The sequence below is a fragment of the Pseudomonas sp. FBCC-B1565 genome (assembly GCF_059133265.1).
Genome location: NZ_CP101438.1, coordinates 1,149,019 through 1,167,344, shown reverse-complemented (window position 1 = coordinate 1,167,344; position 18,326 = coordinate 1,149,019). Strand labels below are relative to the sequence as shown.

Below are 18,326 nucleotides of genomic sequence, written 5' to 3'. Positions count from 1 at the left end.
ACTCTTTAAGCCGATGCTTAGCGAGCGGTTACTTCAGTAGCGGCGAAGAAGTACGAGATTTCGCGAGCAGCAGCAGCTTCGGAGTCCGAACCGTGTACAGCGTTGGCGTCGATGGACTCGGCGAAGTCAGCACGGATGGTGCCGGCAGCGGCTTCTTTAGGGTTGGTAGCGCCCATCAGCTCACGGTTCAGAGCGATAGCGTTTTCGCCTTCCAGAACCTGGACAACAACAGGACCGGAGATCATGAAGGCAACCAGGTCGCCGAAGAAGCCACGAGCGCTGTGCTCAGCGTAGAAGCCTTCAGCTTCAGCCTTGGACAGTTGCTTGAGTTTCGAAGCTACAACCTTCAGGCCGGCTTTTTCGAAACGAGTGGTGATCTCGCCGATGACGTTTTTTGCAACAGCGTCAGGCTTGATGATGGAGAAAGTACGTTGAACAGCCATGGTGTAACTCCAGAAACGGTAATTTACGAAAAATTAAACCCGCGAATTATACGCGGGTTATTGGGTATTGCCTAACTGCGTAAGGGAGGCGTCAGTCCTGTTCTTCTTTCCAGGCAGTCTGGATAGCCTCCAGGACCTTTTCACCACCGCGATCACGCTCATCTTCGAACCCTGGCAACGCCATGACCATGTCACGCAAAGCTACAAAGTTCAGGGAGTAAGGATCCAGATCCGGGTTGGCATCTGCCAACAGGATAGCGATCTCTTGCACATCAACCCATTTAAGACTCATGACACTTCCTTGAATCAATGCGGCGCTTCGGCAGCATGGTTGAGGGAATACTTCGGAATTTCGACAGTGATGTCTTCCGTGCCGACCTTTGCTTGACAGCTTAGGCGAGAAGTCGCTTCCAGGCCCCAGGCACGATCAAGAAAGTCCTCTTCCAGCTCGTCTGCTTCTTCCAGAGTGTTGAAACCCTCGCGGATGATGCAATGACAGGTGGTGCAGGCGCAGACACCGCCGCAGGCACTTTCGATCTCGATGTGGTTGTCATGGGCAACTTCGAGGATGGACTTGCCGGTCTCAGCCTCCACGACCATACCGTCCGGGCAATGCTCGGCGTGTGGCAGAAAAATGACCTGCGGCATTAATTATTCCTCGATTTCATTCAGGTTGCGCCCGGCCAGTGCGGCTTTCACCGTCTGATCCATGCGGCGGGCGGCAAAGGCATCCGTCACTTGCGACAGTCGCTTGGTCTGTTGCTCGATGGCATAACCGTCGTTGCCTTTCATCAGTTCGGCCAGTTCCTGCATCTGCAGGTCGATGACCATGCGCTCTTCGGCATCCAGCAGGCGCTCGCCGTCGACCTCAAGGGCGCCCTGCACCGCCTCGAGCAGGCGCTGGGCATCCACTTGCTGCTCGCGCAGTACGCGAGCGACCTTGTCGTCACCGGCATATTGGAACGAGTCCTTGAGCATCTTGGCGATTTCGCCGTCGGTCAGCCCGTAGGACGGCTTGACCTGGATGCTGGCTTCAACACCCGAACCCAACTCACGCGCAGCGACGTTGAGCAAGCCGTCGGCGTCAACCTGGAAGGTCACGCGAATCTTTGCTGCGCCCGCGACCATGGCCGGGATACCGCGCAATTCAAAGCGCGCCAGGGAGCGGCAGTCGCTGATCAGCTCGCGTTCACCTTGCAGCACATGGATCATCATGGCCGTCTGGCCATCTTTGTAAGTGGTGAAGTCCTGGGCGCGGGCGACGGGGATGGTGGTGTTGCGTGGAATCACCTTCTCCATCAGGCCCCCCATGGTTTCCAGGCCCAGGGACAGCGGGATAACGTCGAGCAGCAGCAATTCGCCACCATCACGCTTGTTGCCGGCCAGGGTATCAGCCTGGATCGCGGCGCCGATGGCGACCACCTGATCCGGGTCGATTTCAGTCAGCGGCTGGCGGCCAAAAGCTTCGGCGACGGCTTCACGCACGCGTGGTACGCGGGTGGACCCACCGACCATGACCACGGCACCGACTTCTTCCAGCTCGATACCGGAATCGCGCACCGCGCGGCGGCAGGCTTTCAGGCTGCGGGCAACCATTGGCTCGATCAACGCATCGAAAGCTTCGCGGGTCAGTTGGGCCGACCAGGTGCCGTAGGAAACTTCAACGCTTGCAGCATCGGTCAGCGCTTCCTTGGCCGCGCAGGCGGTTTGCAGCAGGTTGCGCTGCGCGCCCGGGTCCAGGTCGGCAGACAAGCCGGCGCTGGTGATGATCCAGCCCGCAATGGCGTGGTCGAAGTCATCGCCGCCCAGGGCGCTGTCGCCGCCGGTGGCGAGCACTTCGAAGACGCCGCCGGTCAGGCGCAGGATCGAAATATCAAAGGTACCGCCGCCCAAGTCGTAAATAGCGACGAGGCCTTCTGCATGCTGGTCCAGGCCATAGGCCACGGCCGCTGCGGTCGGCTCGTTGAGCAGGCGCAATACGTTCAGGCCGGCGAGTTTCGCCGCGTCCTTGGTGGCCTGACGCTGAGCGTCATCGAAATAAGCCGGAACGGTGATTACGGCACCGACCAGTTCGCCGCCCAGGGTTTTCTCCGCGCGCTGGCGCAGCACCTTGAGGATATCGGCCGACACTTCCACCGGGCTTTTCGGGCCTTGGACAGTGTCGATGAACGGCATATGGGATTCGCCACCGACAAAGCGGTACGGCAACTGGTCGCCCAATTGCTTGACATCGGACAGACCACGACCCATCAAGCGCTTGACCGACAGCACGGTATTCAAAGGGTCGGAAGACGCCGCCAGCTTGGCCGACTCACCCACTTCGGTACGATCAACGTGATAGCGCACGGCAGACGGCAGAATCACCTGGCCATCAGCGTCCGGCAGCGGCTCGGACAGGCCGCTGCGCAAGGCAGCAACCAGGGAATTGGTGGTGCCCAGGTCAATCCCGACCGCCAGGCGACGCTGGTGCGGTTGAGGGCTTTGGCCGGGTTCGGCGATTTGCAGTAGGGCCATGGTAATCAGGTCTTATCTGTCTATCAGGCGTGCATCACGGGCAGCACACTGGGTTAATCGTCGAGGCGCTCTTCTAGCTGGCGCACTTCGTAGGTGAGCTTGTCGAGGAACTGCATGCGCCGCATCAGGCGTTCGGCCTGTTCGCGCTGCGCTGCGTCATTCCAACAGGCTGCGAAGCTTTCGTTGAGCTCATCCTGGGCCGTTTTCAGACGACGCTTGAAGATTGCGACACCGGCCAGATCGGCTTCGTCCTGCAAGTCTTCGAGTTCTTCGCGCCATTGCATCTGTTGCATCAGGAAGTCCGGATCGTGCACCGTAACTTCCAGCGGCAACTCACCACCGTTCATCGCGAGCAGGTAGCGCGCGCGTTTCGGGGGGCTTCTGAGCGTCTGATAGGCTTCGTTGAGGCTGGCCGATTGCTCCAGCGCCAGACGTTGCTCACGCTCGGAAGCGTCAGCGAAGCGGTCCGGATGCACGCCACGCGCCAATTCTCGGTAGCGCGTGGCAAGTTGCTCAAGGTCCAGCCGAAAGCTCGGCTGCAGCTCGAATAAAGCGAAATGACAAGGAGTACCCACGAATAGCCTCAGATGTTGAAGCTTTCGCCGCAGCCACATTCACCGCGTACGTTGGGGTTGTTGAACTTGAAGCCTTCGTTCAACCCTTCCTTGACGAAATCGAGCTCGGTGCCGTCCAGGTAGGTCAGGCTTTTAGGGTCGATAATCACTTTTTCGCCGTGACTTTCGAACACCTGGTCTTCCGCAACCACCTCGTCGACAAACTCCAGCACGTAGGCAAGGCCGGAACAGCCCGTGGTGCGAACACCCAGACGAATCCCCTCACCTTTACCGCGCCCATTCAGGGAGCGGCGAATGTGCTGCGCAGCCGCTTCTGTCATGCTGATAGCCATCATTGACTCCTTACTCGTCGCCAAATGCTTAGATCAAGCCTTTCTTCTGCTTGTAGTCGCGAACGGCCGCCTTGATGGCGTCTTCTGCGAGTACCGAGCAGTGGATTTTCACGGGCGGCAGGGCCAGTTCTTCGGCCAGCTGGGTGTTGCTGATGGTGACAGCCTCATCCAGGGTCTTGCCTTTCATCCATTCGGTCGCCAGCGAACTGGAAGCGATGGCCGAACCGCAGCCGTAGGTCTTGAACTTGGCGTCTTCGATAACGCCAGCGTCGTTGACCTTGATCTGCAGGCGCATCACATCGCCGCACGCCGGAGCGCCGACCATGCCGGTGCCGACATCAGGGTCTTCCGCGTCCATCTTGCCGACGTTGCGCGGGTTTTCGTAGTGGTCGATGACCTTTTCGCTGTAAGCCATGGTACTGAATCCTCACTCATCAGGGCCGCTCTGGAACCCTGTAGAAACGCCTGCGTTTTCCGCCACGTTCCTACAGAGCTGGGGTGGCGGCTTCTATAGTTAGTGTGCCGCCCACTCGATCTTGGAAATATCGACACCGTCTTTGTACATGTCCCACAGCGGCGACAGGACGCGCAGCTTGTTGACGGCTTCGCAGACTTTCTGCGCGGCGTAGTCGACTTGCTCTTCGGTGGTGAAACGGCCGAACGTAAAGCGGATCGAGCTGTGTGCCAGTTCGTCGTTGCGGCCCAGTGCGCGCAGTACGTACGAAGGCTCAAGGGACGCCGAGGTGCAGGCCGAACCGGACGAAACCGCCAGGTCCTTGAGCGCCATGATCAGCGACTCGCCTTCGACATAGTTGAAGCTCAAATTCAGGTTGTGCGGTACACGGGCGGTCATGCTGCCGTTGATGTACAGCTCTTCAAGGCCTTCGACCTGCTTGTAGAAGCGGTCGCTCAGCGCTTTGATGCGCACGTTTTCGGCAGCCATGTCTTCCTTGGCCACGCGGAAGGCTTCGCCCATGCCGACGATCTGGTGGGTCGCCAAGGTACCCGAACGCATGCCGCGCTCGTGACCGCCGCCGTGCATGGTGGCTTCGATGCGCACACGTGGCTTGCGGCTCACGTACAGGGCGCCAATGCCTTTAGGGCCATAGGTTTTGTGGGCCGAGAACGACATCAGGTCGACTTTCAGCTTCGACAGGTCGATGTCGACCTTGCCGGTGGACTGGGCAGCGTCGACGTGCAGCAGGATGCCCTTGGAACGGGTCAGCTCGCCGATGGCCGCGATGTCGTTGATGGTGCCGATTTCGTTGTTCACGTGGATCACGGAAACCAGGATGGTGTCTTCACGCAGCGCGGCTTCGATCATGGCCGGGGTGACGATACCGTCGGTGGTCGGCTCGAGGTAGGTAACCTCGAAACCTTCACGCTCCAGTTGGCGCATGGTGTCGAGGACAGCCTTGTGCTCAATCTTGGTGGTGATCAGGTGCTTGCCCTTGGTCGCGTAGAAATGCGCCGCGCCCTTGATAGCCAGGTTGTCGGACTCGGTGGCACCGGAGGTCCAGACGATTTCACGCGGATCTGCGCCAACCAGGTCTGCCACCTGGCGACGAGCGTTCTCGACCGCTTCCTCGGCTTTCCAGCCGAATACGTGGGAACGGGAGGCCGGGTTGCCGAAGTTTCCGTCAACCAGCAGGCATTCGCTCATCTTTTGCGCGACACGCGGATCAACCGGGGTGGTCGCTGAGTAATCAAGGTAAATCGGCAATTTCATGGACTTTCTCCTAAATCAGGCTGGCTGGCGTGCCGTTAGCTCTTCGGCTGTCACTCGACGGCGGACGCTTCGATCTTGTCCAGACGCGGCGCCTTGGTGTTGCAACGGCGCTGGTCCTGACGCTGGGCTACTTCTTGCACCTCACGGCGAGTCACAAGATCAGCCAAGCTGATACCACTCAAAAACTCATGGATCTGCAGGCTCAAGTCACACCACAAGTGGTGCGTGAGGCAGGTGTCGCCGGCGTGGCAATCACCCAGCCCCTGGCATTTGGTGGCGTCGACGGATTCGTTGACCGCGTCGATCACCTGGGCGACCTGAATGCCCTGCATGTCACGGGACAACTGATAGCCACCACCCGGCCCACGCACACTGGACACCAGGTTGCTGCGACGCAATTTGGCGAACAGTTGCTCGAGATAGGACAGGGAAATGCCTTGGCGCTCAGAGATATCGGCCAGGGACACCGGCCCAGTTTGCGCGTGCAAAGCCAAGTCGAGCATGGCGGTCACCGCGTATCGGCCTTTTGTAGTCAGTCTCATGGACAAGTACCAAGGTGTTTCAGAATGGGAGCAAGTATGCGATTCCCGAGTATTTAAGTCAACTATAAGACCTAGTACTTTAGTCAGGATTACCCGTAAAAAGGGCGCGCGAATCATAGCAGGATGGGGTGGGGACGAACAGCGGGAACAGGGCCGGATGGAGATTGCTGGATCAACGGAGGTCAACATGTGGGAGGGGGCTTGCTACAGATAGCAGTCTGACAGCTGAAGAATGCATCGACTGACCCACTGTCATCGGGGGCAAGCCCCCTCCCACATTTGAGCTGCATTGGTCGCGAGGCCTCAGCCGACCTTGGTGGCGGCTTCGTCCTTGATTTCGGCGAAGTCCTCTTCGCGCAACTCAGGCAGATCCTTGGCGCAATACGGGCTACCCAGATCCTTCAGCGCACCACACATACCCTCCAACTTGCCGTCCACCGCCTGCAGATGGTCGAGCAACTGGCCGATAGCGCGTGCCACCGGGTCGGGCATATCTTCGCTGACACCGTAGGCATCAAAACCGATTTTCTCGGCCATGGCCTTGCGCTTGGCCTCCTGCTCGTCGCCGGCTTCCGGCTTGACGATGATCCGGCCTGGAATACCGACAACGGTCGCACCTGGAGGCACAGCCTTGGTCACGACAGCATTGGAACCGACCTTGGCACCCGCGCCGACAGTGAAAGGGCCGAGCACCTTGGCGCCCGCCCCCACCACCACGCCATCACCCAGCGTGGGGTGCCGCTTGCCTTTGTTCCAGCTGGTGCCGCCCAGGGTCACGCCCTGATAAAGGGTGACGTCATCACCAATTTCGGCGGTCTCACCAATCACGATGCCCATGCCGTGGTCGATAAAGAAACGGCGCCCGACTTTGGCACCCGGATGAATCTCGATCCCGGTCAACCAGCGACCGAAGTTCGACACCAGCCGCGCCAGCCATTTCCAGCCCATGCCCCACAAGGTGCCGGACAGGCGATGGATCCAGATGGCGTGCATGCCCGGGTAGCAGGTGAGCACTTCAAAGGCATTGCGCGCCGCCGGGTCACGGTGGAAAACACTCTGGATATCTTCTCGCAAACGCTCGAACATTTTTAATCCTTCCGTTTAAGAAGCTCGCCACGGGCCGCCTTCTGGGTTTCCGTGAGGATGCCACGCAATATATTCATTTCTGCCCGGCTGACCGAGCTGCGTCCGTAAAGGCGACGCAGGCGCGCCATCAAGTGCCGTGGTTTTTCCGGATCGAGGAACTCGATGGCCACCAGGGTTTGCTCCAGGTGTTCATAGAACCGTTCCAGCTCGTCCATGGTGGCCAACTCGCCACTTTTGGTCGAGGCAACCTCTTCCTTCTCTACCTTGCTTGGCTGACCAGCAGCGGCCAGCCAGGCCATGCGCACTTCGTAAGTCAACACCTGCACCGCTGCCCCGAGGTTCAGCGAGCTGAATTCAGGGTCTGATGGGATGTGCACGTGGTAGTGACATCGCTGCAGCTCTTCATTGGTGAGGCCGGAGTCTTCACGACCAAACACCAAGGCGATTTCAGCGCCACCGGCGGCCTCTTCCACCACCTTGGTGCCGCACTCACGAGGATCCAGCAATGGCCAGGGGATGCGACGGTCGCGGGCACTGGTACCGAGCACCAGGTTGCAGCCGACCAAAGCGTCTTCCAAGGTGGCGACGACCTGGGCTTTTTCAAGCAGGTCATTGGCACCGGATGCGCGGGCATCGGCCTCGTGATGCGGGAACACGCGTGGTTCGACCAGCACCAGGCGCGTCAGCCCCATGTTTTTCATGGCTCGCGCCACCCCGCCGATGTTGCCGGGATGACTGGTATTGACCAAGACGACACGAATGTTTTGCAGCAAGGGAGGCGCTCTCGGACACGGGAAAGGGGAGCAAATCTTACAGAACAGCCTAAGGTTATGCCATGAAAGCTAACGTCGTCCTTCACCTGAAGAAAGTTTCTGCTAGAATGCTCGGCTTTCTTTAACAACCTTAGGTGACACATCCATGCAGCCCATGCTGAATATCGCGCTGCGCGCCGCCCGCAGCGCCAGTGAATTGATCTTCCGCTCCATCGAGCGCCTGGATACCATCAAGGTCGACGAAAAAGACGCCAAGGATTACGTATCCGAGGTGGATCGCGCCGCCGAACAGAAAATTATCGACGCCCTGCGCAAGGCCTACCCTACCCACGGCATCCTCGGTGAAGAAACCGGCCTGCACAAAGGCAGCGGTGAAGGCGAAGACTACCTGTGGATCATCGACCCACTGGATGGCACCACCAACTTCCTGCGCGGTATCCCGCACTTTGCCGTGAGCATCGCGTGCAAATACCGTGGCCGCCTGGAACACGCCGTTGTTCTGGACCCGGTCCGCCAGGAAGAATTCACCGCCAGCCGTGGCCGTGGCGCCCAATTGAACGGTCGTCGCCTGCGTGTCAGCGGTCGTACCAGCCTGGACGGCGCCCTGCTGGGTACCGGCTTCCCGTTCCGTGACGACCAGATGGACAACCTGGAAAACTACCTGGGCATGTTCCGCGCCTTGGTTGGCCAGACCGCCGGCATCCGTCGCGCTGGCGCAGCAAGCCTGGACCTGGCCTACGTGGCCGCCGGTCGTTTTGATGCGTTCTGGGAGTCGGGCCTGTCCGAGTGGGACATGGCGGCAGGCGCCCTACTGATCCAGGAAGCGGGCGGCTTGGTGAGCGACTTCACCGGCGGTCATGACTTCCTTGAGAAAGGTCACGTGGTTGCCGGCAACACCAAATGCTTCAAGGCAGTATTGACGGCGATCCAGCCGCACCTGCCGGCTTCGCTGAAGCGTTAAGCGAGCGAGCACAAAAAAGCACCCCGAGGGGTGCTTTTTTTATGCCTGGGATTACTGCTGGTTCTGACCCAGGACCAGACGACCTTCTTTGTCGACCGGGATCTGGCCACCTGGATCACGATCCATACGCACCGTGCCTTCCTTGCCATCCAGGTTGTAACGCACGTCATAGCCGACCACTTTGTCGCTGATGTCGTTGACGGTGTTACAACGAGTTTGCGTGGTGGTATAGGTATCGCGGTTCTGCATGCCTTCCTGAACCTTGTTACCAGCGTAACCACCGCCGACAGCACCGGCTACGGTAGCCAGTTTCTTGCCATTACCGCCACCCACCTGGTTGCCGAGCAGGCCACCGGCCAGCGCACCAACCACGGTGCCGACGATCTGATGCTGATCCTGCACCGGCTTCTGCCGGGTCACGGCCACGTCCTTGCAGACCTCGCGCGGGGTTTTGATCTGGGTTTTCACCGGCTGCACTGCCAGCACTTGCGCATACTCAGGGCCGCTTTTTACCAGGCTGTAGGTGGCAACAGCACCCCCGGCAGTCACACCGACAGCACCCAATACCGCACCAACCAGTAACGACTTGTTCACGTGAACCTCCTGACCATCACAAACGGATCGAAAGATCCGCGCTATACCCAGCCTTGGAGCAAAAAAAAAGGCACGAGTTCAATACTCGTGCCTTCTTTGTAACAGCGGATCAACAAGCGCCCATCAAGGGCGGTCGTCAACCTCCTTGCCAGTAGCCGCAGGAGGGATCAGATCTTCGCTGTTGAGGTTCAGCCAGATCAGCACCACGTTGGCGATATAGATCGACGAGTAGGTACCCGCCAGCACGCCGATGAACAACGCCAGGGAGAAACCCCACAGGTTGTCGCCGCCGAAGATCATCAGCGCCGCAATCGCCAGCAACGTGGAGATCGACGTCGCCATGGTGCGCAGCAGGGTCTGGGTGGTGGAGATGTTAATGTTCTCGATCAGCGAGGCCTTGCGCAGTACACGGAAGTTCTCGCGAACCCGGTCGAATACCACGATGGTGTCGTTGAGCGAGTAACCGATGATCGCCAGCACAGCCGCCAGTACGGTCAGGTCGAAGGTCACCTGGAAGTACGCCAGGATACCCACGGTCACGATCACGTCGTGGATCAGCGACACAATCGCGCCGACACCGAACTTCCACTGAAAGCGGAACGCCAGGTAGATCATGATGCCGACCAGCGCCATCAGCATGCCGAGGCCGCCCTGGTCGCGCAGTTCTTCACCGACTTGCGGGCCGACGAACTCGACGCGCTTGACCGATGCCGGGTTGTCGCCGCCGACCTTCTGCAAGGCCTCCGCCACCTGGTGACCCAGTTGCGGGTCTTCGCCCGGCATACGCACCAGCAGGTCGGTGGTCGCACCGAAGCTCTGCACGATGGCTTCGTGATAGCCGGCCTTGACCAGCTCGTTGCGCACCAGGGTAACGTCGGCAGGCTTCTCGTAGGTCAGCTCGATGAGCGTACCGCCGGTAAAGTCCAGACCGTAGTTCAGGCCCTTATGGAACCAGCTGAACAACGCCAGAACGGTAAGGAGCACGGTGACGCCGAACGCAATGTTGCGAACGCCCATGAAGTTGATTGTACGTAACATGGCAGCCCCTTAAATCCACAACTTCTTGAAGTCACGCCCGCCAAAGATCAGGTTGACCATTGCGCGGGTCACCATGATGGCCGTGAACATCGAGGTAAAGATACCCAGGGACATGGTCACCGCAAAACCTTTGACGGGGCCTGTGCCCATGGCAAAGAGAATCCCGCCGACCAGCAACGTGGTCAGGTTGGAGTCGAGAATCGCGGTAAATGCCCGGCCGAAGCCTTCGTTGATTGCACGCTGTACGGTCATGCCTGCCGCGATCTCTTCACGGATCCGCGAGAAGATCAGTACGTTGGCGTCTACCGCCATACCCATGGTGAGTACGATACCGGCGATACCTGGCAGGGTCAGTGTAGCGCCCAGCAGCGACATCAGGGCCAGCAGCATCACCATGTTGCCCGCCAGGGCCACGGTGGCGATGATGCCAAAGAAGCGATAGATGGCGATGATGAACAGCGACACGAACAGCATGCCCCACAAGGCTGCATCGATACCCTTGGTGATGTTGTCGGCACCCAGGCTCGGGCCGATGGTACGCTCTTCAGCGAAGTACATCGGCGCCGCCAGGCCACCGGCACGCAGCAACAGGGCCAGCTCAGACGATTCACCCTGGCCGTTCAGGCCGGTGATACGGAATTGAGCCCCCAGCGGCGACTGGATGGTCGCCAGGCTGATGATCTTCTTCTCTTCCTTGAAGGTCTGGACCGGTACGTCTTTCTCGACGCCGTCGACCATTTGCTTGGTGTAAGTGGTGACCGGGCGCTGCTCGATGAAGATCACCGCCATGCTGCGACCGACGTTGCTGCGCGTGGCGCGGCTCATCAGGTCGCCGCCATGGCCATCCAGACGGATGTTCACTTCAGGCGTACCGTGCTGCGAATCGAAACCGGCCTTGGCGTCGGTGACCTGGTCACCGGTGATGATCAAGCCACGCTCGATCAATGCAGGAGGACGGTTGCCTTCGCGGAATTCGAACTCTTCGGCCGTGGCGCGGGTAGCACCCGGCTCGGCCGCCAGACGGAATTCCAGGTTGGCCGTCTTGCCCAGGATACGCTTGGCTTCAGCCGTGTCCTGCACGCCCGGCAGCTCAACCACGATGCGGTTGGCGCCCTGGCGCTGGACGATCGGCTCGGCTACACCCAGCTCGTTGACGCGGTTACGCACCGTGGTCAAGTTCTGCTTGATGGAGTATTCACGGATTTCCGCGATCTTGGCCGGCGTCATCGCCAGGCGCAGTACAGGCTGACCATTGAGGTCGGCCGGTACGATGTCGAAATCGTTGAAGTTCTTGCGGACCAGCGCACGGGCCTGTTCGCGGGACGCTTCGTCAGAGAAACCCAGCTGGATGGCACCGTTGAACTGCGGCAGGCTGCGATAGCGCAGCTTCTCTTTGCGCAGCAGGCTCTTCACGTCGCCTTCGTAGACTTTCAGGCGAGCGTCGAGGGCTTTGTCCATGTCGACTTCCAGCAGGAAGTGCACACCACCGGACAAGTCCAGGCCCAGCTTCATCGGGTGCGCGCCAATGCTGCGCAGCCATTGTGGCGTGGTCTGTGCCAGATTGAGCGCGACTACATAGTCATCACCCATGGCCTTGCGTACGACGTCCTTGGCCGGCAATTGGTCTTCTGCCTTGGTCAGGCGCAACAAGCCGCCTTTGGCACCCGCCGCCAATGTTGCCGCCTTGACCTGGATCCCCGCATCAGTGAGCGCTTTGCTCGCACGGTCCAGATCGGCCTGATTGACCTGCAGCGAAGTGCTGGCGCCAGTGATCTGGATCGCCGGGTCATCAGGATAAAGATTGGGAGCGGAATAAATAAAACCGATCGCCAGCACCGCCAGGATCAGTACGTATTTCCACAGAGGGTATTTGTTCAGCATCACGCCGCCCGCTTATAACGCGGGGCGCCTTGCGCGCCCCGTCGATTGGTAAAGGTTGTTACTCAGATCGCTTTGAGCGTGCCTTTTGGCAGCGTGGCGGCGATGGCGCCCTTCTGGAACTTCATTTCTACGGTGTCGGAGACTTCCAGGACCACGAAAGCATCGGAAACCTTGGTGATCTTGCCGGCGATACCGCCAGTGGTCACCACTTCGTCGCCTTTTTGCAGGCTGCCGAGCAGGTTTTTCTGCTCTTTCGCGCGCTTGGCCTGTGGACGCCAGATCATCAGGTAGAAGATGACCAGGAAGCCGACCAGAAAAATCCACTCGAAACCACCGCCCATAGGACCGGCAGCGGCAGGCGCAGCGGCATCAGCCATGGCGTTAGAGATAAAAAAGCTCATTTAGCACTCCAGTTGCAAATAGTGAATCTTAGGGTCGGAAAACTCAGTCCAAGGGCGGCACAGGGAGCCCGCGCTTGGCATAGAAGGCATCGACGAAGGCGGCCAATGTACCCTGTTGAATAGCCTCGCGCAAACCAGCCATCAGGACTTGGTAGTGACGCAAATTGTGGATGGTATTCAACATGCTACCCAGCATTTCCCCACACTTGTCCAGATGGTGCAGATAAGCACGGGAGAAGTTCTGGCAGGTGTAGCAGTCACAGGTGGGATCCAGCGGCGAATCATCATGGCGATGGAACGCGTTACGGATCTTCAGCACGCCTGTATCGATGAACAGATGCCCATTGCGGGCATTACGGGTTGGCATCACGCAATCGAACATGTCCACACCGCGGCGCACACCCTCTACGAGATCTTCCGGTTTGCCAACGCCCATAAGGTAACGAGGTTTGTCAGCCGGCATCAGGCCCGGCAGGTAATCCAGTACCTTGATCATCTCGTGCTTGGGCTCGCCCACCGACAGACCGCCGATGGCAAGGCCGTCAAAACCGATCTTGTCGAGACCTTCGAGCGAGCGTTTGCGCAGGCTTTCATGCATACCGCCCTGGACGATCCCGAACAGCGCCGCCGTATTGTCGCCATGGGCGTTCTTCGAGCGCTGGGCCCAACGCAGCGACAACTCCATGGAAATCCGCGCGACGTCTTCATCGGCCGGGTACGGCGTGCACTCATCGAAAATCATTACGATGTCGGAACCCAGGTCACGCTGCACCTGCATCGACTCTTCCGGGCCCATGAATACCTTGGAACCGTCCACCGGCGAGGCGAAGGTCACGCCCTCTTCCTTGATCTTGCGCATGGCACCCAGGCTGAACACCTGGAAACCACCCGAGTCGGTCAGGATAGGGCCCTGCCACTTCATGAAGTCATGCAGGTCGCCGTGCTTCTTGATCACTTCCGTGCCCGGGCGCAGCCACAGGTGGAAGGTGTTGCCGAGGATGATCTCGGCGCCGGTGGCGACGATGTCACGCGGCAGCATGCCCTTGACGGTGCCGTAGGTGCCCACGGGCATGAAGGCCGGGGTCTCGACGGTGCCGCGCGGGAAAGTCAGGCGACCACGACGGGCTTTACCGTCGGTGGCGAGCAATTCAAACGACATACGACTCATAGTTGTTCCTCTGGGCCGCGTGGCGCCGGGTTACGGGTGATAAACATCGCATCACCGTAGCTGAAAAAACGGTACCCATTGTCGATGGCGGCTTGATAAGCGGCCATGGTCTCGGGGTAACCGGCAAATGCCGACACCAGCATCAACAGCGTGGATTCCGGCAAATGGAAGTTGGTGACCAGGCAATCGACCACATGGAACGGCCGACCTGGGTAGATAAAGATATCGGTATCGCCGCTGAACGGCTTGAGCACGCCATCACGCGCCGCACTCTCCAGGGAGCGCACGCTGGTGGTGCCGACCGCGATCACCCGCCCGCCCCGCGCCTTGCACGCAGCCACGGCATCCACGACGTCCTGGCTGACTTCCAGCCATTCGCTGTGCATATGGTGGTCTTCGATGTTATCCACACGCACCGGCTGAAACGTCCCGGCCCCCACGTGCAGGGTCACATAGGCGGTTTCGACGCCCTTGGCCGCAATCGCATCCAGCAGCGGCTGGTCGAAATGCAACCCGGCCGTCGGCGCGGCAACGGCGCCCAGGCGTTGGGAGTACACCGTCTGATAGCGCTCGCGGTCCGAGTCTTCGTCGGGGCGGTCTATATAAGGAGGCAACGGCATATGGCCGACACGCTCCAGCAGCGGCAACACCTCTTCGGCGAACTTGAGCTCGAACAGCGCATCATGGCGCGCCACCATCTCGGCTTCGCCACCGCCATCAATGAGGATGGAAGAGCCCGGTTTCGGCGACTTGCTGGAGCGCACATGGGCCAGCACGCGATGGCTGTCCAGCACCCGCTCCACCAGGATTTCCAGCTTGCCGCCAGAGGCTTTCTGGCCAAACAGCCGCGCCGGAATCACCCGGGTATTGTTGAACACCATCAAGTCGCCTGGGCGCAAATGCTCAAGCAAATCAGTGAATTGACGGTGTGCGAGGGCACCGCTCACCCCGTCCAGGGTCAGCAGTCGACTGGCGCGACGCTCGGCCAAAGGGTGGCGAGCGATCAGCGAATCAGGGAGCTCAAAAGTAAAGTCAGCAACGCGCATGATGGGGTTCGTCTAGCAGGGCCGGGAAGTCTAGCGGAAATAGTCAAAATTGACCATGAAACGTGATTGACCAACGGTAATCACCTCTCTATACTTCGCCGCCATTGAGCCCTGATGGCGGAATTGGTAGACGCGGCGGATTCAAAATCCGTTTTCGAAAGGAGTGGGAGTTCGAGTCTCCCTCGGGGCACCATCTTAAAAAAGACCTTGAAATTCAAGGTCTTTTTTTTCGTCTGTAGAAAAGTGGTTTGTCGACGCAACAACTCCCTTCCCCCTCCCACTCCCCCTCACTTATGCAAGATCGCCCGATAAATATCCTCCAGCGCCATGATGCGCTGAGCGGCGTTGAGTTTGATGGCTTCCTTGGGCATGCCGAACACCACGCAACTGGCTTCATCCTGGGCGACTGTCGCGGCCCCGGCCTCAAGCATTTCCTTGAGCCCGCGCGCGCCGTCGTCGCCCATGCCGGTCATGATGATTCCGGTGGCATTCCTGCCGGCGTAGCGGGCCACCGAGCGAAATAGCACATCCACGGAGGGTCGATGGCGGTTGACCAGCGGTCCATCGATCACCTGAGCGTGGTAATAGGCGCCGCTGCGGTTGACCATCAGGTGCTTGCCGCCGGGTGCGATCAGGGCCAGGCCGGGCAGGATACGGTCGTTGTTGCGCGCTTCACGCACCTCGATCGCGCATACGCTGTTGAGGCGCTCGGCGAACGAAGCGGTGAACTTCTCGGGCATGTGCTGCACGATAACCATACCTGGGCACACGCGCGGCAGTGCCGTCAGCACGGCTTCCAGCGCTTGGGTGCCGCCGGTGGAGGTGCCGATGGCGACGATACGCTCGGTGGTCTGGGCCATGGCGTGGCCATTGCCGGCTGGCAGGATCGCATCGGCACTGAGCTTGCTGGCCGGGGTCAATGGCGGGCTGACGCTGCGCTTTCCCAGGTTCTTGACGTTGGAGTTCGCTGCGGCCCGGATCGCTGCCACCAACTCGGCCGCCGACTCAATCAGGAAACTCTTCAGGCCGGTTGAGGGCTTGGTGATGATTTCCACAGCGCCCGCCGACAGCGCCTGCAGGGAGGTTTCCGCGCCTTTCTGGGTCAGCGAGGAGCAGATCACCACCGGCGTCGGCCGCTCGCTCATGATTTTCTTGAGAAACGTGATGCCGTCCATGCGCGGCATTTCGACGTCCAGCACGATCACGTCCGGCCATTCCCGCGCCAGTTTGTCCATGGCGAAAATCGGGTCGGAAGCCGCCCCCATGACGTGGATATCCGGCGTATCGCTGAGAATCGCCAGCAGTACCTGGCGCACCACGGCCGAATCATCGACCAGCAGCACACTGATTTTTTTGGTAGGCATCTTCTTGAAGTATTCCCATTGGTTGGTGCCGAACCCAGACGTTGCCGTTCCACAGGTCGAACATGATCGTGCGGTAACCGGTACTGCCCATGTCCTGGGCGGTCAGGTGCAGGTGATGACGCTCGGCCAGGGCCAGCGCCGCGCGAATATTCAGGCTGGCCACGTCCTGCGTCGGCAGGCGGCGTTGCAGATCAGGAAACATCTCGCCGCCACCGAACAACTTGACCTGGTAATCCCGTGCATGCGTGCCATTGATTTGCGCGTGGCGCAGCAGCAGTTCCAGTGCTTCGTCGGCATACCGGCCATCGAGGGGCTGATGGTTGCGCAGGCGCCCCGGCAGCATGAAGTGACACATGCCGCCGATCAGCCGCTGCGGATGCCAAAAGGTGATCGCCACGCATGAGCCGAGCAAGGTCCGCAGGCGCGTCGGCCGCGTTGCAAAACTGACTTGGCCAGGCGCCAATACCACTTCGGTCGTACCCACGGGCTTTTTCATGGCTTGCGGTAAATCGACGGCGCCACCAGCTTCAAGGTGTCATTGACGCCGTGGAGGCTTTCGGAGTGACTGATGATCAAATAGCCACCACGCTTAAGCAGCGGCAACAGACGCGCGACCACCTGGCTCTTGGTCTGCTGATCGAAATAAATCATCACGTTGCGCAGGAAAATCACCTCGAACTCCCCCAGCGCCGGCAGCGCTTCGTTAAGGTTGACCTGGATAAAATTGACGCGGTTGCGCAAGGCCTTGTCGATCAGGACGGTGCCCTCCTGACGCCCCATGCCCTTGAGGCAGTACTTGACCAGCAGCGGCTGGGGCAATGTCTCGATGCGTTCCATTGAGTAATGCCCCGTGCGCGCCTTGGCCAGTACCTGGGAGCTGATGTCCGAGCCGATCACTTCCCAGGGCGTGGTGCCGAGGCTTTCGGCCAGGGTCATCGCCAGGCTGTAGGGCTCTTCGCCGGTGGAACTGGCCGCGCTCCACACGCGAAACATCCGGCCCGGCGCGGCCTGGGGCAGCACGTGCTGACGCAGGAAGTCGAAGTGCTTGGGCTCGCGAAAAAAATAGGTTTCGTTGGTGGTCAGCAAATCCAGCGCAACCTGCAGTTCGCCCTTGCGCTGGTCATTCATGATCAGCCTGAAATACTCACCATAGCTCTGCAGCTCATAGTGCTTGAGGCGCTTGAACAGGCGCCCGGCCACCAGGGCTTTCTTGGCGGGCGACAGGTTGATGCCGGCCGCCCGGTACAGCCAGGTCTGGAACTGACCGAATTCATGATCGTCGATGGAGACGGTGTCTGACATGATCGAGCCTCAACGCAGGTCGAGGTCAGGGGCCGGCGCCTGGCCGGCCTCGGCCAGGCTGGACATCTCGTCGATGGACAGCACCTTGTCCACTTCCAGCACGATCACGAATTTGCCCTCGACCTTGGCCATGCCACTGATGAAATCGGCGCGAATGCGCGCACCGAAGCTGGGTGGCGGTTCGATCTGCGTGGCCGGGATCTCCTGCACGGCAGATACCGTATCGACCAGCAGCCCGATGTCCTGTGGCTGACCGTCCTCGGTACTCGCCTCGATGATGATCACGCAGGAACGCCGGGTGATCGCCGAGTTGGCCCGCCCAAAGCGCGCCGACAAGTCCACCACCGGCACCACTGCGCCGCGCAGGTTGATCACTCCGCGCACGAAAGCGGGCATCATCGGCACCACGGTCAGGCTGCCGTATTCGATAATTTCCTTGATCCCCAGGATGCCGATGGCGAACATTTCGCCGCCCAGCATGAAGGTCAGGTACTGCGCATCCTCATCGACCGCCACTGCGGTCTGCCGAGTCGTCATTACTGCGCCCATGTCACTACTCTCCCTTGTAGGCCCGCAT

At 59.9% G+C, this 18,326-nt stretch carries 22 protein-coding genes and 1 tRNA gene; 2 read left to right on the top strand and 21 right to left on the bottom strand.

Annotation, left to right across the window (positions count from 1 at the left end; all coding sequences use genetic code 11):
- Positions 1-17: 17 nt before the first annotated feature.
- From ndk to trmJ, 11 genes are all read right to left on the bottom strand, one after another.
- Positions 18-443 (bottom strand): nucleoside-diphosphate kinase, encoded by a 426-nt coding sequence (gene ndk / locus NL123_RS05575; RefSeq protein ID WP_003175956.1) that lies wholly within the window; start codon positions 441-443, stop codon positions 18-20.
- Positions 444-534: 91 nt separating this feature from the next.
- Complete coding sequence (gene iscX / locus NL123_RS05570; protein WP_016977667.1) at positions 535-735, bottom strand: Fe-S cluster assembly protein IscX; 201 nt, start codon at positions 733-735, stop codon at positions 535-537.
- A gap of 14 nt (positions 736-749) precedes the next feature.
- Positions 750-1,091 carry an ISC system 2Fe-2S type ferredoxin gene (fdx, locus tag NL123_RS05565; RefSeq protein ID WP_016971995.1) on the bottom strand — a complete coding sequence of 114 codons (342 nt, stop codon included), beginning with the start codon at positions 1,089-1,091 and terminating at the stop codon, positions 750-752.
- A 3-nt stretch (positions 1,092-1,094) separates the two neighbouring features.
- Complete coding sequence (gene hscA / locus NL123_RS05560; protein WP_494357376.1) at positions 1,095-2,957, bottom strand: Fe-S protein assembly chaperone HscA; 1,863 nt, start codon at positions 2,955-2,957, stop codon at positions 1,095-1,097.
- A gap of 53 nt (positions 2,958-3,010) precedes the next feature.
- The gene (gene hscB, locus NL123_RS05555) at positions 3,011-3,532 is read right to left on the bottom strand and encodes a co-chaperone HscB (protein ID WP_248484210.1); all 522 of its coding nucleotides are present in this window, start codon (positions 3,530-3,532) and stop codon (positions 3,011-3,013) included.
- Between the two features lie 8 nt (positions 3,533-3,540).
- Entirely contained in the window at positions 3,541-3,864 is a 324-nt protein-coding gene (iscA, locus tag NL123_RS05550) for an iron-sulfur cluster assembly protein IscA (protein WP_003175963.1), read from the bottom strand.
- Positions 3,865-3,892: 28 nt separating this feature from the next.
- The gene (gene iscU, locus NL123_RS05545) at positions 3,893-4,279 is read right to left on the bottom strand and encodes a Fe-S cluster assembly scaffold IscU (RefSeq protein WP_028617851.1); all 387 of its coding nucleotides are present in this window, start codon (positions 4,277-4,279) and stop codon (positions 3,893-3,895) included.
- A 99-nt stretch (positions 4,280-4,378) separates the two neighbouring features.
- On the bottom strand, positions 4,379-5,593 hold the full coding sequence (locus NL123_RS05540; RefSeq protein ID WP_058423378.1) for an IscS subfamily cysteine desulfurase: 1,215 nt from the start codon (positions 5,591-5,593) through the stop codon (positions 4,379-4,381).
- 50 nt (positions 5,594-5,643) lie between these two features.
- On the bottom strand, positions 5,644-6,135 hold the full coding sequence (iscR, locus tag NL123_RS05535; RefSeq protein ID WP_003194020.1) for a Fe-S cluster assembly transcriptional regulator IscR: 492 nt from the start codon (positions 6,133-6,135) through the stop codon (positions 5,644-5,646).
- Positions 6,136-6,438: 303 nt separating this feature from the next.
- Positions 6,439-7,221: a serine O-acetyltransferase gene (gene cysE / locus NL123_RS05530; protein WP_494357375.1), complete on the bottom strand. Its 783-nt coding sequence runs from the start codon at positions 7,219-7,221 to the stop codon at positions 6,439-6,441.
- Positions 7,222-7,223: 2 nt separating this feature from the next.
- A complete protein-coding gene (gene trmJ, locus NL123_RS05525) occupies positions 7,224-7,994 on the bottom strand; it encodes a tRNA (cytosine(32)/uridine(32)-2'-O)-methyltransferase TrmJ (RefSeq protein WP_010207895.1) in 771 nt (256 codons plus the stop codon).
- Between the two features lie 145 nt (positions 7,995-8,139).
- Between trmJ and suhB the strand changes: the two genes are divergently transcribed.
- A complete protein-coding gene (suhB, locus tag NL123_RS05520) occupies positions 8,140-8,955 on the top strand; it encodes a type III secretion system regulator SuhB (protein WP_003175971.1) in 816 nt (271 codons plus the stop codon).
- A gap of 51 nt (positions 8,956-9,006) precedes the next feature.
- Here the strand turns inward: suhB and NL123_RS05515 are convergent, their stop codons facing one another.
- The 6 genes from NL123_RS05515 to queA all read right to left on the bottom strand — a co-directional run bounded on the left by NL123_RS05515 (position 9,007) and on the right by queA (position 15,083).
- Entirely contained in the window at positions 9,007-9,549 is a 543-nt protein-coding gene (locus NL123_RS05515) for a glycine zipper 2TM domain-containing protein (protein WP_069078215.1), read from the bottom strand.
- 123 nt (positions 9,550-9,672) lie between these two features.
- Positions 9,673-10,587 carry a protein translocase subunit SecF gene (gene secF, locus NL123_RS05510; protein WP_248484214.1) on the bottom strand — a complete coding sequence of 305 codons (915 nt, stop codon included), beginning with the start codon at positions 10,585-10,587 and terminating at the stop codon, positions 9,673-9,675.
- A gap of 9 nt (positions 10,588-10,596) precedes the next feature.
- Positions 10,597-12,468, bottom strand: a complete 1,872-nt coding sequence (gene secD / locus NL123_RS05505; protein WP_058423382.1) for a protein translocase subunit SecD — start codon at positions 12,466-12,468, stop codon at positions 10,597-10,599.
- Between the two features lie 62 nt (positions 12,469-12,530).
- Positions 12,531-12,869 carry a preprotein translocase subunit YajC gene (gene yajC / locus NL123_RS05500; protein ID WP_003175975.1) on the bottom strand — a complete coding sequence of 113 codons (339 nt, stop codon included), beginning with the start codon at positions 12,867-12,869 and terminating at the stop codon, positions 12,531-12,533.
- A gap of 43 nt (positions 12,870-12,912) precedes the next feature.
- Complete coding sequence (tgt, locus tag NL123_RS05495; RefSeq protein WP_003175976.1) at positions 12,913-14,028, bottom strand: tRNA guanosine(34) transglycosylase Tgt; 1,116 nt, start codon at positions 14,026-14,028, stop codon at positions 12,913-12,915.
- 5 nt (positions 14,029-14,033) lie between these two features.
- Entirely contained in the window at positions 14,034-15,083 is a 1,050-nt protein-coding gene (gene queA, locus NL123_RS05490) for a tRNA preQ1(34) S-adenosylmethionine ribosyltransferase-isomerase QueA (RefSeq protein ID WP_071489241.1), read from the bottom strand.
- 108 nt (positions 15,084-15,191) lie between these two features.
- On the opposite strand from queA, the gene NL123_RS05485 reads away from it, so the two are divergent.
- Positions 15,192-15,276: transfer RNA gene (locus tag NL123_RS05485), tRNA-Leu, on the top strand.
- Positions 15,277-15,370: 94 nt separating this feature from the next.
- On the opposite strand, the gene NL123_RS05480 is transcribed toward NL123_RS05485, so the two are convergent.
- Genes NL123_RS05480 through NL123_RS05465 form a run of 4 tightly spaced genes read right to left on the bottom strand, consistent with a single transcriptional unit; the run spans position 15,371 to position 18,298 of the window.
- Positions 15,371-16,447 carry a protein-glutamate methylesterase/protein-glutamine glutaminase gene (locus tag NL123_RS05480; protein ID WP_494357374.1) on the bottom strand — a complete coding sequence of 359 codons (1,077 nt, stop codon included), beginning with the start codon at positions 16,445-16,447 and terminating at the stop codon, positions 15,371-15,373.
- Positions 16,410-16,943: a chemoreceptor glutamine deamidase CheD gene (gene cheD / locus NL123_RS05475; RefSeq protein ID WP_058423385.1), complete on the bottom strand. Its 534-nt coding sequence runs from the start codon at positions 16,941-16,943 to the stop codon at positions 16,410-16,412. Before cheD ends, NL123_RS05480 begins: the two co-directional genes overlap by 38 nt.
- Positions 16,940-17,749: a CheR family methyltransferase gene (locus NL123_RS05470; RefSeq protein ID WP_494357373.1), complete on the bottom strand. Its 810-nt coding sequence runs from the start codon at positions 17,747-17,749 to the stop codon at positions 16,940-16,942. Before NL123_RS05470 ends, cheD begins: the two co-directional genes overlap by 4 nt.
- A 9-nt stretch (positions 17,750-17,758) precedes the next feature.
- The gene (locus NL123_RS05465) at positions 17,759-18,298 is read right to left on the bottom strand and encodes a chemotaxis protein CheW (protein ID WP_058423387.1); all 540 of its coding nucleotides are present in this window, start codon (positions 18,296-18,298) and stop codon (positions 17,759-17,761) included.
- Positions 18,299-18,326 lie beyond the last annotated feature (28 nt).